The following is a 13,009-nucleotide window of genomic DNA, read 5'->3' as shown; positions in this document are numbered from 1 at the left end:
TAACACATTATGAAACCGATTATTCAGGGTAATGTGGCTAAAAACTGCCACCCGGAAGGGCTGCTGAAAGCCATTGATAAACAGATTGCCTATGTCGAATCACACGGCGAGATCTATGGGCCTAAAAAGGTTCTGGTGATTGGCGCCTCCTCCGGTTATGGGCTGGCTTCTCGTATTGCGCTGGCTTTTGGCGGCAGCGCCGACACCATTGGCGTCTCGTTTGAAAAGGGTCCCGGTGAAAAAGGCGCAGGCAGCGCGGGCTGGTATAACAACGTTCTGTTTCAGCGACGGGCGAGTGAGAAAGGGCTGATCGCGAAAGATTTTATTGCCGATGCTTTTTCCGATACCACGCGGCAAAACGTGATTGATTTTATCCAGCAAGAATTTGGCGGGAAAATCGATCTGGTGGTGTATTCCGTTGCGTCTGGCATACGCCTTCATCCTGACGGTACGCGTTATCACTCAACGCTGGGCGTTCGCGGCCAGGCTTTCTCCGGCCCTGGTTTTGAACTGGAAAGTCAGCGCATGGTAGAACAGACGCTGGAACCTGTTACCGAACAGCAGCTTGCCGATACAGTAAAAGTGATGGGTGGCGAAGACTGGCAGCGCTGGATCACCATGCTGGAACAAGCTGATGTATTAGCCGCAGGGTTTAAAACGGTTGCCTATTCGTATATTGGCCCGGAATCAACCTGGCCGCTTTATAAAGAGGGCTCTTTGGGTGCCGCAAAAGCGCATTTACATAATACCGCCGATGAAATTAATGCGCAGTTGCAACGTATCAGCGGCAATGCTTATGCGGTTATTTGTAAAGCGCTGGTCACCAAGGCCAGCGCGTTTATTCCTGTGTTTCCGCTGTATATCACCCTGTTGTATAAAGTCATGAAACAGAAACGGTTACATGAAACCTGTATTGAGCAAATGCACCGGCTGATGCTGGATCATCTTTATCCCCCTCTTGGCAAGGTGACTACCGATGCTCAACGGTTGATTCGCATGGATGATTATGAACTTCGCCCGGATGTGCAAAACGCGGTGGAATTACTCAGAAAACAGGTGACTGCGGATAACTTTATGGTCATTGGCGATTTTGCCGGTTATTTGCAGGAGTTTCACGAACTGAACGGCTTTGGCATGGCGGGTGTGGATTATTCGGATGAACTGGATATTCACACGCTGGTTAAAGAATATAGCCTTGCGTAACGTCTGAAATGCCATTAAAAAAGCCTCCGCATGGAGGCTTTTTATTTATTAGCGCTTACCGACGTCAGGAATAATTAAATCGCCGCGCACGCGGTACGAACCCAGCACGCTCTGCGTTTTCTCATTCAGCCATGCCACAATGCGCGCCGCCATCGCATCCATTGAATATTCAATCGCCGGGATGGTCGGGATCCCCGGTAAATGCAAAGAGCCAGCAAGGCTGAAGACCATAATGTCGCCCGGCACCGATTTATTAAACGCTTGCAGTTGCGGGATCACGCGCTGCGCTTCCTGCTCGTCAGCCACCAGTAGCGCGTTAAAATTCAGCGTGGTGGCATTATTGAGCAGCACCTGCAACGCCACCGATGAACTGGTGTCATCCATAAAAACCAGGTTGCGGTTAAACGGCAGGAAATTGTTTTCCAGCGCCAGCTTGTAGCCGTGCAACACCTGCTCGGCCGCAGCGGTATCGGGATGGATAAGCGCAATTTGTCGGCGGCCCTGGCTAATCAGGTAGTTGCAGGCGGTTTCCGCCGCAAAAGCGTGATCAAATTGAATGCTGTTGGGCGTGGAATCGATGGACTCTTCGCAATCGACCAGAATCACATTTTCATCTTCAATTTTCAGAGGGAAACGCGCGCCGATAATCAATACATCGTCGCACAGCCCGCAGGTCAGTTCATCCAGCGCGCTCATCACCCCGGCTTTGGTATTGGCGAATCGCAACAGCAAATGTTTCTGATTCTGGCTGAGATGTTTTTCCAGCGCATACAGGTAACCGGTGGTCTGGTTAATATTCTCCTGGGCGCAAATCACCCCGATGCAGCCTGTCGACTGGCTGAGCAATGACTGGGCGATAACATTGGGCCGATAATTCAGCTCTTCGACCGCTTTCAGTACCGCGAGGCGACTGGCTTCCTTAACGCCGCGCGAACCACTCAACACCCGTGAGACTGTGGCTTTGGAGACCCCAGCTAAACGTGATACATCGTTGATTGTAGAAATCTTTCTCCCCTGAACAGCGCGTAGCCTGCGCCTGAAAATTCGTCCTGCAAAATCGGTTCAATCTATAACCACTCGCAGTATAACGGTTTCCCTTTTTGATGGAAACCGATTTTCCATTTCACCTCTTTTGCTATCAACGAAGCGCAAAATTCCGTGATGTAAATCCAATAAAAAAGCCTTATGGGTAGCAGATGTTGATAGCTATCACACTTCTGTGGAGAAAAAATGGAAACCGGTTTCCATATGATATCCAATCATCCCCGCAATAACTTTTTACACTTCGAGGATGGTTAACGATGTTCAGGATTATGTTGTGCTGCTCTGCCGGGATGTCCACCAGCTTGTTGGTGAGAAAAATGCTTGAGGCGGCGAAGGAACGGGAGCTGCCAGTGGAGATCGACGCGTACGGCGTCGCGGAATTCGACACACAATTTCCGCGTTATCAGGTCGTGCTTCTCGGACCGCAGGTTAAGTACATGTTAAATACACTGTCAGAAAAGGCCGCCGCACACGGCATTCCGGTTCAACCCATCAATCCGATGGATTACGGCATGCAACGCGGTAATGAGGTACTGGACTACGCTTTGTCGCTGATTGAAGCGGCGCATTAAAAAGGTGTTCTTATGAGTTCCTTATATCAATCAATGATTACGATTATTGAGCAATCCATTACGCCGCTGGCCGGTCGTCTTGGACAGCAGAAGTACGTTATCGCCATCCGCGACGGTTTTACCGCTGCGCTGCCGTTTATGATCATCGGCTCCTTTATGCTGGTGTTTATCTTCCCACCGTTTTCCGCCGACACCACCGTCGGTTTCGCCCGCGCCTGGCTCGATTTCTCTACCGAATACCGCGCGCAACTGATGCTGCCGTTTAACCTCAGCATGGGGGTGATGACGTTTTTTATCTCCGTTGGGGTTGGCGCCAGCCTCGGTCGCCAGTTTAACCTCGACCCGGTGATGACCGGCCTGCTGGCGTTTATGGCGTTTCTGCTGGTTGCCGCGCCGTATGCGGACGGCAAAATCTCCACCCAGTATCTCTCCGGCCAGGGCATTTTTACCGCCTTGCTGACCGCCATCTACTCGTCGCGCGTTTACGCCTGGCTCAAACAGCACAACATCACCATCCGCCTGCCGAAAGAGGTTCCAACCGGCGTGGCGCGTTCGTTTGAGATTTTGATTCCGGTGGTGGTGATCATTGGTACGCTGCACCCGCTGAACCTGTTTATCGAAGCGCAAACCGGGATGATCCTGCCGCAGGCGATTATGCACCTGCTGGAGCCGCTGGTTTCCGCCTCTGATTCCCTGCCCGCCATTCTGCTCTCCGTGCTGCTGTGCCAAATCTTCTGGTTCGCCGGTATTCACGGTTCGCTGATTGTCACCGGCATTATGAACCCGTTCTGGATGGCCAACCTCTCTGCCAACCAGGCCGCGCTGGCAGCGGGCGCTGCGCTGCCGCACGTCTATCTGCAAGGCTTCTGGGATCACTATCTGCTGATTGGCGGCGTGGGTTCGACCTTACCGTTGGCGTTCCTGCTGCTGCGCAGCCGCGTCGCACATCTGCGCACCATTGGCAAAATGGGCGTTGTGCCAAGCTTCTTCAACATCAACGAACCGATTCTTTTCGGTGCGCCCATCATCATGAACCCGATGCTGTTTGTGCCGTTTGTCTGCGTGCCGTTGGTTAACGCCGTGCTGGCTTACACCGCGACCAAAATGGGCCTGCTGGCACAGGTGGTTTCGCTGACGCCGTGGACAACACCCGCGCCAATCGGTGCCTCATGGGCGGCGAACTGGGCCTTTAGCCCGGTGGTGATGTGCCTGATTTGTATGGTGATGTCTGCCCTGATGTATCTGCCATTCCTGCGGGCGTATGAACACTCGCTGATGAAAGCAGAAGAACAAAAAGCGCAGACCAGCGCACCGATGACGGAAACCGTCCGCAGTAACTAAAAGGAGTCGGTAATGAAATACGTTTTTCCCGCAAACTTCTGGTGGGGCAGCGCCTGCTCGGCACTGCAAACCGAAGGGGAAAGCCAGCAAGGCGGTAAAAGCGCCACTACCTGGGATACGTGGTTTGCTCGCGAACCGTGGCGTTTTCACCAGCAGGTTGGGCCGCAGGAAACCTCGACGTTTTACCGCCACTGGCGGCAAGATATCGCGCTGTTGAAGCAGCTTAATCACAACAGTTTTCGTACTTCGCTGAGCTGGTCGCGCCTGATCCCGGATGGAACCGGTGAAGTGAATCCGCAGGCTGTCGCCTGGTACAACGACGTCATCGACGAACTACTGGCGCAGGGAATTACGCCGTTTATCACGCTGTTTCACTTCGACATGCCGATGGTGATGCAGGAGAAAGGCGGCTGGGAAAGCCGTGAAGTGGTTGAGGCTTTTAGCCGCTACGCGCAAATCTGCTTTGAGCTGTTCGGCGATCGGGTGCAGCACTGGTTTACCTTTAACGAGCCGATCGTTCCGGTCGAAGGCGGCTATCTGTACGATTTCCATTACCCGAACGTGGTGGATTTCAAACGCGCGGCGACGGTGGCGTACCACACGGTACTGGCTCATGCCAGCGCTGTCAGAGCGTTTCGCGCCGGGCACCACTCCGGCGACATCGGCATTGTGCTGAACCTGACGCCGTCTTATCCGCGCTCGCAACATCCTGCGGATGTGAAAGCGGCACACCACGCGGATTTGCTGTTTAACCGCAGTTTTCTCGACCCGGTACTGCGCGGCGAGTATCCCGCTGACCTGGTGGCGCTGCTCAAAGAGTACGATCAGCTCCCCGCCTGCCAGCCGGAAGATATCTCGCTGATTGCAGAAGGGAAAATCGACCTGCTCGGCATCAACTATTACCAGCCGCGGCGGGTAAAGTGCCGGGACAGTGCGGTCAATCCCGATGCGCCATTTATGCCAGAGTGGTTGTTTGATTATTACGAAATGCCAGGCCGTAAAATGAACCCGTATCGCGGGTGGGAAATTTACGAGCCAGGTATTTACGATATTCTCACCAATCTGCGTCTGAATTATGGCAACCCACGCTGTTTTATTTCTGAAAACGGTATGGGCGTCGAGAATGAAGAACGCTTTATTGAAAACGGACAAATTAACGATAGTTATCGTATTACCTTTGTTCGCGATCACCTGAAATGGCTACATAAAGGAATCAGCGAAGGCTGTAATTGTCTTGGTTACCATATGTGGACATTTATTGATAACTGGTCATGGTGTAACGCATATAAAAACCGCTACGGTTTTGTGCAATTAGATCTGGCAACTCAGCAACGCACTATTAAGAAAAGTGGAGAGTGGTTTGCCGCCACCGCCGCGCTTAATGGTTTTACTCAGGAATAATGATTATGGTCGCACTTGAAGAAGCGGTAATGGAAATTATCGTCAACGCCGGACAGTCGCGTAGCTTGTGCTTTGAGGCACTGCGCTCGGCCAGGGAGGGCAATATTGAAGAAGCCCGCAGCCTGCTGCGCGAGGCCGATGGTTATTCGCGCCAGGCGCACAAAATGCAGACGCAATTGATTGAGCAGGATGCCGGTGAAGGCCGTCAGCCAATGACGTTAATTATGGTGCATGCCCAGGATCATTTAATGACGTCATTACTGGCCCGCGAATTATCTGAAGAAATTATTCAACTGCATTCATTATATCGACAGTAATAAATGGAGAATTGATTACGGTAAATCTTAATTAATCTGTACCCGACTCTACAAAATAAATATTAGTTTTTGGTGATGGCAATATTTTTACCCTGCCAGCGCAGGGTAACTATTGTCTGCGAATAACTTACTAAATTGAGATAACCATGAGAATAAATAAAATACTTCCAGTGGCGCTGGCGGTTACGGCCACCCTTTGCTCTGGCTCCGCCTTCGCACAAGAATTTACGCAAGAGCAAATCGATGCCATTGTCGCCAAAGCGGTCGATAAAGCGCTGGCGGAACGGCAGGCCAAAATGGATGCCGCCATCAATAAAAAAGCAGATGTCATTGTTGAACCACAAACCACCGCCCAGGAGCCGGATAAAGCCATTCCTTACGGCGTGAAATTCAGCGGCTATGCCCGCTACGGCGCGCACTTCCAGTCTGGCGATCAGAAATATGTCGGCGTCGATGGTTCCTATAATGGCGCCTCCGCCATTGGTCGTCTGGGTAACGAAGGCAACGGCGGCGAGTTCCAGCTCTCCAAGGCATTCAGAGGCGATAATGGCGCGATCTGGGACGTTAACGTCATGTTCGATCACTGGGGTGATGAAGTTAACCTGAAAAAAGCCTATGCCGGGGTAACCAACCTGCTGGCCTCGAACCCGAATGCTTACTTCTGGGCGGGGCGCGACTTCCACCAGCGTCCGCAACAGGGCATCAACGACTACTTCTGGATGAACCATGATGGTCAGGGCGCCGGGGTGAAAAACTTCGATATTGGCGGCGTACAGTTTGACGTAGCTGCCGTGGCGGCCGTGGAATCCTGTAGCCCGGAAGTACTGGAGGATGAAGCCAACCCATCACGCATCACCTGTACGGGCAGTTCGAACGTTGGGGATAAGGGTAACTATGCCGTCACCTCGAAAATTCACGGCATGAAGGTCGGCCCGCTCGATCTGGAGATCTATGCCAACTACGGCTTTGATTCCAAAGCGATCGAAAGCGAAGACCGCCTGCGCGCCTGGCAGGGCGGCGTGGTGCTGAGCCACACCTATGACCACGGTGTGAACAAAGTGATTGCCCGTTATTCCGATAACGCGGACAACAGCGTATTCAACAAAACCGACGATCTGACAGCGATTTACGCCAGCTTCGAAGGCAACTACAAGTTCAGCCAGCAAACCCAGGTGGAATACCTGCTGGCCTTCCACGATTACGATAACAGTGCCAACAAAGCCGATAACCGCCGCAACTATGGCGCGATTATTCGTCCGATGCACTGGTGGAACGATGTCCATTCAACCTGGCTGGAAGCCGGTTATCAGCGCGTCGACTATGACAATGGCGGCGATAACCACGGCTGGAAACTGACGCTGTCGCAGAACATCTCAATTGCGATGGGGCCGGAATTCCGCCCGATGCTGCGCTTCTACGTAACCGGCGGCGAAGTGGATAACAAACGTACCGCGCGGGTCAATGGCACCGACGACAGTACGCTCGATTCGTTTAACGTCGGCGCAATGTGGGAAGCCTGGTTCTGATGTAAAACCGGAGGCGGTCACCCTCAGCCGCCTCCGGTTAATCTCTGTACATGTGTTATGATGCGCGCCTTATCAATAAGCAATCAGCATGACAGAGTTGGGTTAAAAGATGGGTTCCACAAAAAAAGGGATGCTTTATGTACTGGCAGCCGCGGTGTTATGGGGCAGTTCCGGGGTTTGCGCGCAGTACATCATGGAGAAAAGTCATATCCCGTCACCGTGGTTAACCATGACGCGGCTGCTGTTTACCGGCATCATTTTGCTTACGCTCTCTTTTGTGCACGGCGATAAAATTTTCGCCATCCTGAAAAACCGTAAAGATGCCATCAGCCTGCTGATCTTCTCACTGTTTGGCGCGCTGACCGTACAACTGACCTTTTTGCTGACCATCGAAAAATCCAACGCCGCTACCGCCACGGTACTGCAATTTTTATCGCCCACGATCATCGTGACCTGGCTTGCGCTGGTGCGTAAAGCACGCCCCACCACGCCGGTTGTTACGGCGATTTTCACCTCACTGATGGGGACTTTCCTGCTGGTGACGCACGGCAATCTGACGTCGCTGTCTATCTCACCGCAAGCGCTGCTGTGGGGGATCGTTTCGGCGTTTTCCGCCGCGTTCTATACCACTTATCCCTCGGCGCTGATCGCCCGGTACGGCACACTGCCGATTGTCGGCTGGAGTATGTTGCTGGCAGGGCTGATGCTGGCGCCGTTTTTTGGCGGGCAAGCGGAAAGTGTGGCGGTAGATGGGCACCTGCTGATGGCGTTCTTCTATCTGGTGGTGATCGGCACGGCGCTCACCTTTAGCCTCTATCTGAAAGGCGCGCAGATGATTGGCGGCTCGAAGGCCAGCATTCTGAGCTGCGCGGAACCGCTGAGCAGCGCACTGCTCTCGGTGGTACTGCTTGGCGTTGCTTTCTCTTTACCGGACTGGCTTGGCACGCTGTTGATTGTCTCGTCGGTACTGCTGATCTCCTGGGATTCGCGCCGCAAAATGCGGCTCGCCAGCGCCTCGGCGTGACATTCTCCGATGGCGGCAACGCCTTATCAGGCCTACGCGCTGTGCAATACGCGAACACTCTGACCGGGTAAGCGCAGCGCCACCTGGCGAATTGTGGCGTTTACGCTTTTACCCGCACCTTCGCCGCCACCAGCAGCGCGGTCAGCAGCATCAGGCTGCCAGAGAGCACCAGCGGCGACAGCAAACCATAATGGTCCAGCGCGAAACCACCAATCGCCGCACCGCAGGTATTGGCAAGCTGAATCACCGCCACCTGAATGGAACCGGCTTTTTCCGCCTGATCGGCAAGCGTGCGGGTGATCCAGGTTGACCAACCCACCGGCACCAGCGCAAAACCCAGCCCCCAGACGATGGCGATCCCCGCAGCAACGACTTTATCGCTGCCCCACAAAATCAGTACCAGCGCACTGACAGCCAGCGTCAGCGGTGCAAGGGCGAGCGCCATTTTGACCGAACGCTTCATCACCACCGAAGAGAAGGACGTCCCGACAAAGCTGGCGATACCAAAGCTCAGCAGCACCAGCGTTAAGCCATCGACGCTAAACCCGGCCAGGTTCATATATACCGGACGAATATAGGTAAAGAACGAGAACTGCCCGGCGAAGACCATAAAGATGGCGATCATGCCCGCCAGTACACCAGGGCGTTTGAGCAGGCCAAACATATTCTCGTGATGTTCGGTTTTGCCCGGCAGCGACGGCAACGCCCGCCACACCCAGAGAATGCAGATCGCTCCCATCAACGCCGCACCGTTAAAGACATTGCGCCAGCCGATAATGCCGCCGAGGAAACTGCCCAGCGGCGCGGCGATCACCAACGCAATCGACACTGCGCCAAAAATCACCGACAACGCTTTCGGCACGGTACGCATCGGCACCAGACGTATGGTCAGCGAAGCCGACATCGCCCAGAAACCGCCGAGCGCCAGCCCCAGACAGGCGCGGCCTGCCAGCAGCAGCGTAAAGTTAGTAGCAAAGGAGACCAGCAGGCAAGAGAGGGTCAGCAGTACCGCAAAGGCGATCACCACATAACGCCTGTCGGCGGCGCGGATCACCGTCGTAATAAACAGGCTGGCAAACATAGCCACAAACGCGGTTACCGTGACCGTTTGCCCGGCCACGCCTTCGGAAACGCCCAAATCCAGCGCCATTGGCGTCAGCAGGCTCACCGGTAAAAACTCCACGGTGATCAGACAGGCAACGCAAAAAGCCACCGCGAAAACGGCTGACCAGTTAGGACGGGTTACCGCGTCCGGTTGCGCCACAGTTTGCTCACTCATTTGTCACCTGCTTAGTTATTCGTCGTGAAGGTCGCGCAGTGTAACATTCATCATCTGTGACGCAATTAACAATTCGGCAACTCATTTTATGATGGGGATCAGTGCAGCCAGTGGACGCCCTCTTGCGGGATAAACTGGGCGTTATAACGCAGTTGGAAGTTGTTCAGTTCGATGGTATCCGGCTCCAGCTCGCGTAAAAACCCGAGTGCCAGACGCACCTGCGCATCGGTTATCGGCGCGGCAAGCCGCGCTTTTTGCATCAGCCGGTGCCAGTATTGCAGGTTCTGTTCGCTGCTATCGACAATGGAAACCTGCCAGATCAGCAGCACCTGCGCCGCATTTTGCAAATGTGCTTCATCCGGGCGCGCCAGGTAACTTAAGTACTCATTGCCCGCCGTTTTGCCCATCTGATCCATCATCGATTCCACCGGAACGGGTTGAATGTTAAGCCGGTCGGTGAGACGGCGGATCGCCCGCCGGGAATCAGAGGTTAACACTCTGAAGCCAATCACAAAAACAACCACCAGCGTTGCCAACATCAACCAAATCATACCTGCTCCCGGTGCGTAAAAGAGGCTCATCATACGGGGAAATCCCCTCTGACGCACAGCCGTAAAAACAGCCGTAAGCCGACAGTTAATTATCGGCTTACCGGGCGCTTCGCATAAATAGCGCGATTACTCGAAGAACAGCCCCAGTTTGTTAAACACGCCCGGATCGCTCTGGTGACGGATGATTTGCACCACATCTTCCAGTTTGTCGATCTGGCTTATCATCTGCTCCAGCCGCTGGTCGTTGGCAACCTGTAGCCAGATGCGGCTCTGTTCGCCATTTTGTAGCGGTAAACAGAGAATACCTTCCACGTTGAATGCTCGGCGCGCGAACAGCCCGCAAACATGCGTCATGACGCCCGGATGGTTACGCACGGTGAGTTCGAGAATGACGTTATCAGTTGTTTGCATGGCTTATTCCCCCACCATTTCTGTATTTGCCGCGCCCGGCGGTACCATCGGATAAACTTTTTCTTGCGGGTCGATACGGACATGGATCAACGCCGGGCCAGGACGGGCGATGATCTCCTGCAACGCGGCCTGCGGATCGGCTGCGGCGTTTAAATCACACGTTTGCAGGCCGAAACCTGCGGCGATCTGCATAAAATTAACCATCCCCGGATAGGTTGCCGCAAACACGCCAGATTTATAAAACAGGCTCTGCTGCTGGTGAACCAACCCCAGTGCTTCGTTGTTCATCAACACTATCTTCACATCGAGGTTATTCTCTGCGGCGGTGGCCATTTCCTGAATGTTCATCATCAGGCTGCCATCGCCGGAGAAGCAGATAACTTTGCGATCCGGGTTCGCCAGCGCGGCACCAATGGCGGCAGGGAGACCAAAACCCATGGTGCCCAGGCCGCCGGAAGTCAGCCACTGACGCGGGCGGTTAAGCGGGTACGCCTGTGCCGTCCACATCTGGTGCTGGCCCACATCGGTCGTAATAATGGCGTTATCATCAACGCAAGCCGCAACGGCGTTGATCAGACCGTAGTGGCTCAGCGGATCGCCGCCCTGCGGAATGGCGCCCGGAAACTCGCGTTGCAGTTGCTCAACCGTGTTACGCCAGGCGTGGCGGGAGTGCGCCTCAACGTGCGGGATCAGCGCGTCAAGCACTTCGCCGACATCGCCCTGGATCGCTACATGCGCCTGCTTCACTTTGCCCAGCTCCGCGCGGTCGATATCGACATGGATAATTTTGGCATTCGGGCAGAACTGCTCTGTTTTACCAATTGCCCGGTCATCAAAACGCGCCCCAAGCACCACCAGTAAATCCGCCTCTTGCAGGATAAAGTTGGTGCTGCGTGCGCCATGCATCCCCAGCATGCCCAGCGACAGCGGGTGTTGCTTCGGCAGCATGCCGAGCGCCATCAGCGTCATGGTGGTCGGCAGGTTGGCTTTCTCCGCCAGATGACGAATCTGCTGCGGCGCATTGATTACCCCGCCACCGAGATAGAGCACCGGACGCTGCGCGGCATTGATCATCTCTGCGGCTTCGCGCACCGCCTGCGCATTCCAGGCCGGGGCCGGGGTTTTGTAGCCAGGTTCCGGCAGTTCGCTCAGGGTGATTTCCGCCGTCTGCACATCTTTAGGAATATCTATCCACACCGGGCCAGGGCGGCCGGACTGCGCAATGCGAAACGCATCGCAAATTACCTGCGGCAGTTCGGCGATGTCACGCACCAGGTAGTTGTGTTTGGTGATGGGGATAGAGATGCCGTAAGTGTCCACTTCCTGAAACGCATCGGTGCCGATCATCGAGGCGGGTACCTGGCCGGTAATGCAAACCAGCGGGATGGAGTCGAGGCGCGCATCGGCGATGGCGGTCACCAGGTTGGTCGCACCCGGCCCGCTACAGGCCAGACATACCGCCGGTTTACCCTGCGTACGCGCCATGCCCTGCGCAATAAAACCTGCGCCCTGCTCGTGGCGCGCCAGCACATGGCGAATCTGTTTGCTCTGGCTGAGCGCGTCGTACAGCGGCAGAACCGTACCGCCAGGAATGCCGGTTACCGTGGTGATGCCCTGTCGTTCCAGTAAATGAACAATCAGTTGCGCGCCAGTGTAGCGCGTGGGTTGTGATGTGCTGCCCGAACTTGCCATGCTCCAGTCCTTTTCTTCTGGGCCAGCTTTCCGGAGGGGGTTAAACGAAAAACCCCGCCGGTTTGCGCCGGCGGGGTTTTGGAATCGTGTGTTGTTCCGGACCCTACGGCGCATTGCCGACGACCACCACCACACGCACGACGACCACCGCGGCGTTATGCGCGGTTTTTAGTAGGTTCATCGACATTGTGGAAGCGTTCATTAGGGACCTGTCTGTCATGTAATTAACAGGATTTATACAAACACAGGATTTCGTCGCCGACAACTGCTTTTTACGCACCCGCAGAAAACTGCGCGGCGGATCACGTTTGGTTATGCAGCCGCTGAAAACAAAAAACCCCGCCGGAGCGAGGTTTTTATACAGTTTTTTGCGGTTGGTGGCCGCAAACACACTGCGTTACGTCAACAGTGGAACTATACGCGGAAACAGGCCGCCGCGCAATTTTCAGGCGTTTTTTCCCGCATTGAGTATGGATCAAGGTCAAAATTTCGTCCAATAAATACTGTATATATAAACAGTGTTAATATATACTGACCTTGCTAATCAGTGTGCAGGGGCCGCAATTCTACGGCGCAAACAAGTCCTGGCTGAAACGGGTGGTGCCGTCAGCGCCTTAACCCCTAAGCGAGCACACTGCGTTACGCCAA

The 13,009-nt window shown here is 54.4% G+C and carries 13 protein-coding genes; 7 read left to right on the top strand and 6 right to left on the bottom strand.

Annotated elements, in window-relative coordinates:
• Nucleotides 1-9: 9 nt before the first annotated feature.
• A complete protein-coding gene (gene fabV / locus Y71_RS00180; protein ID WP_007369431.1) occupies nucleotides 10-1,203 on the top strand; it encodes an enoyl-ACP reductase FabV in 1,194 nt (397 codons plus the stop codon).
• Nucleotides 1,204-1,251: 48 nt separating this feature from the next.
• On the opposite strand, the gene Y71_RS00175 is transcribed toward fabV, so the two are convergent.
• Complete coding sequence (locus Y71_RS00175) at nucleotides 1,252-2,208, bottom strand: LacI family DNA-binding transcriptional regulator (protein WP_007369430.1); 957 nt, start codon at nucleotides 2,206-2,208, stop codon at nucleotides 1,252-1,254.
• Nucleotides 2,209-2,504: 296 nt separating this feature from the next.
• Here Y71_RS00175 and Y71_RS00170 point away from each other — a divergent pair, with 296 nt between their 5' ends.
• The 6 genes from Y71_RS00170 to Y71_RS00145 all read left to right on the top strand — a co-directional run bounded on the left by Y71_RS00170 (nucleotide 2,505) and on the right by Y71_RS00145 (nucleotide 8,428).
• On the top strand, nucleotides 2,505-2,819 hold the full coding sequence (locus tag Y71_RS00170) for a PTS sugar transporter subunit IIB (protein WP_007369429.1): 315 nt from the start codon (nucleotides 2,505-2,507) through the stop codon (nucleotides 2,817-2,819).
• A gap of 12 nt (nucleotides 2,820-2,831) precedes the next feature.
• On the top strand, nucleotides 2,832-4,160 hold the full coding sequence (locus Y71_RS00165) for a PTS cellobiose transporter subunit IIC (protein WP_007369428.1): 1,329 nt from the start codon (nucleotides 2,832-2,834) through the stop codon (nucleotides 4,158-4,160).
• Nucleotides 4,161-4,172: 12 nt separating this feature from the next.
• Nucleotides 4,173-5,561 carry a glycoside hydrolase family 1 protein gene (locus Y71_RS00160; RefSeq protein WP_007369427.1) on the top strand — a complete coding sequence of 463 codons (1,389 nt, stop codon included), beginning with the start codon at nucleotides 4,173-4,175 and terminating at the stop codon, nucleotides 5,559-5,561.
• 5 nt (nucleotides 5,562-5,566) lie between these two features.
• Nucleotides 5,567-5,878, top strand: coding sequence for a PTS lactose/cellobiose transporter subunit IIA (locus Y71_RS00155; RefSeq protein WP_007369426.1), 312 nt, complete (start codon nucleotides 5,567-5,569; stop codon nucleotides 5,876-5,878).
• A gap of 146 nt (nucleotides 5,879-6,024) precedes the next feature.
• Entirely contained in the window at nucleotides 6,025-7,404 is a 1,380-nt protein-coding gene (locus tag Y71_RS00150; RefSeq protein WP_079517166.1) for a carbohydrate porin, read from the top strand.
• 109 nt (nucleotides 7,405-7,513) lie between these two features.
• Complete coding sequence (locus Y71_RS00145; RefSeq protein WP_007369423.1) at nucleotides 7,514-8,428, top strand: EamA family transporter; 915 nt, start codon at nucleotides 7,514-7,516, stop codon at nucleotides 8,426-8,428.
• A gap of 100 nt (nucleotides 8,429-8,528) precedes the next feature.
• Here Y71_RS00145 and nepI read toward each other — a convergent pair whose 3' ends face one another.
• The 5 genes from nepI to ivbL form a co-directional block, all read right to left on the bottom strand.
• Nucleotides 8,529-9,707, bottom strand: coding sequence for a purine ribonucleoside efflux pump NepI (gene nepI / locus Y71_RS00140; protein WP_007369422.1), 1,179 nt, complete (start codon nucleotides 9,705-9,707; stop codon nucleotides 8,529-8,531).
• Between the two features lie 98 nt (nucleotides 9,708-9,805).
• On the bottom strand, nucleotides 9,806-10,258 hold the full coding sequence (locus tag Y71_RS00135; RefSeq protein WP_007369421.1) for a DUF1198 domain-containing protein: 453 nt from the start codon (nucleotides 10,256-10,258) through the stop codon (nucleotides 9,806-9,808).
• A gap of 126 nt (nucleotides 10,259-10,384) precedes the next feature.
• Nucleotides 10,385-10,669 carry an acetolactate synthase small subunit gene (ilvN, locus tag Y71_RS00130; RefSeq protein ID WP_007369420.1) on the bottom strand — a complete coding sequence of 95 codons (285 nt, stop codon included), beginning with the start codon at nucleotides 10,667-10,669 and terminating at the stop codon, nucleotides 10,385-10,387.
• A gap of 3 nt (nucleotides 10,670-10,672) precedes the next feature.
• Entirely contained in the window at nucleotides 10,673-12,361 is a 1,689-nt protein-coding gene (gene ilvB, locus Y71_RS00125) for an acetolactate synthase large subunit (RefSeq protein WP_007369419.1), read from the bottom strand.
• Between the two features lie 103 nt (nucleotides 12,362-12,464).
• Nucleotides 12,465-12,563 (bottom strand): ilvB operon leader peptide IvbL, encoded by a 99-nt coding sequence (ivbL, locus tag Y71_RS30515; RefSeq protein WP_139227959.1) that lies wholly within the window; start codon nucleotides 12,561-12,563, stop codon nucleotides 12,465-12,467.
• Nucleotides 12,564-13,009: the final 446 nt, after the last annotated feature.

The sequence above is a fragment of the Kosakonia radicincitans DSM 16656 genome, from assembly GCF_000280495.2.
GTDB classification, from domain to species: Bacteria; Pseudomonadota; Gammaproteobacteria; order Enterobacterales; family Enterobacteriaceae; genus Kosakonia; species Kosakonia radicincitans.
This window is presented reverse-complemented; position numbering and strand designations above follow the sequence as displayed.

Excerpts from the sequence above, each read along its gene's own strand:
- fabV (WP_007369431.1), top strand. The coding sequence starts at position 10 with ATGAAACCGATTATTCAGGGTAATGTGGCTAAAAACTGCCACCCGGAA.
- Y71_RS00170 (WP_007369429.1), top strand. The coding sequence starts at position 2,505 with ATGTTCAGGATTATGTTGTGCTGCTCTGCCGGGATGTCCACCAGCTTG.
- Y71_RS00165 (WP_007369428.1), top strand. The coding sequence starts at position 2,832 with ATGAGTTCCTTATATCAATCAATGATTACGATTATTGAGCAATCCATT.
- Y71_RS00160 (WP_007369427.1), top strand. The coding sequence starts at position 4,173 with ATGAAATACGTTTTTCCCGCAAACTTCTGGTGGGGCAGCGCCTGCTCG.
- Y71_RS00155 (WP_007369426.1), top strand. The coding sequence starts at position 5,567 with ATGGTCGCACTTGAAGAAGCGGTAATGGAAATTATCGTCAACGCCGGA.
- Y71_RS00150 (WP_079517166.1), top strand. The coding sequence starts at position 6,025 with ATGAGAATAAATAAAATACTTCCAGTGGCGCTGGCGGTTACGGCCACC.
- Y71_RS00145 (WP_007369423.1), top strand. The coding sequence starts at position 7,514 with ATGGGTTCCACAAAAAAAGGGATGCTTTATGTACTGGCAGCCGCGGTG.
- nepI (WP_007369422.1), bottom strand. The coding sequence starts at position 9,707 with ATGAGTGAGCAAACTGTGGCGCAACCGGACGCGGTAACCCGTCCTAAC.
- Y71_RS00135 (WP_007369421.1), bottom strand. The coding sequence starts at position 10,258 with ATGATTTGGTTGATGTTGGCAACGCTGGTGGTTGTTTTTGTGATTGGC.
- ilvN (WP_007369420.1), bottom strand. The coding sequence starts at position 10,669 with ATGCAAACAACTGATAACGTCATTCTCGAACTCACCGTGCGTAACCAT.
- ilvB (WP_007369419.1), bottom strand. The coding sequence starts at position 12,361 with ATGGCAAGTTCGGGCAGCACATCACAACCCACGCGCTACACTGGCGCG.
- ivbL (WP_139227959.1), bottom strand. The coding sequence starts at position 12,563 with ATGAACGCTTCCACAATGTCGATGAACCTACTAAAAACCGCGCATAAC.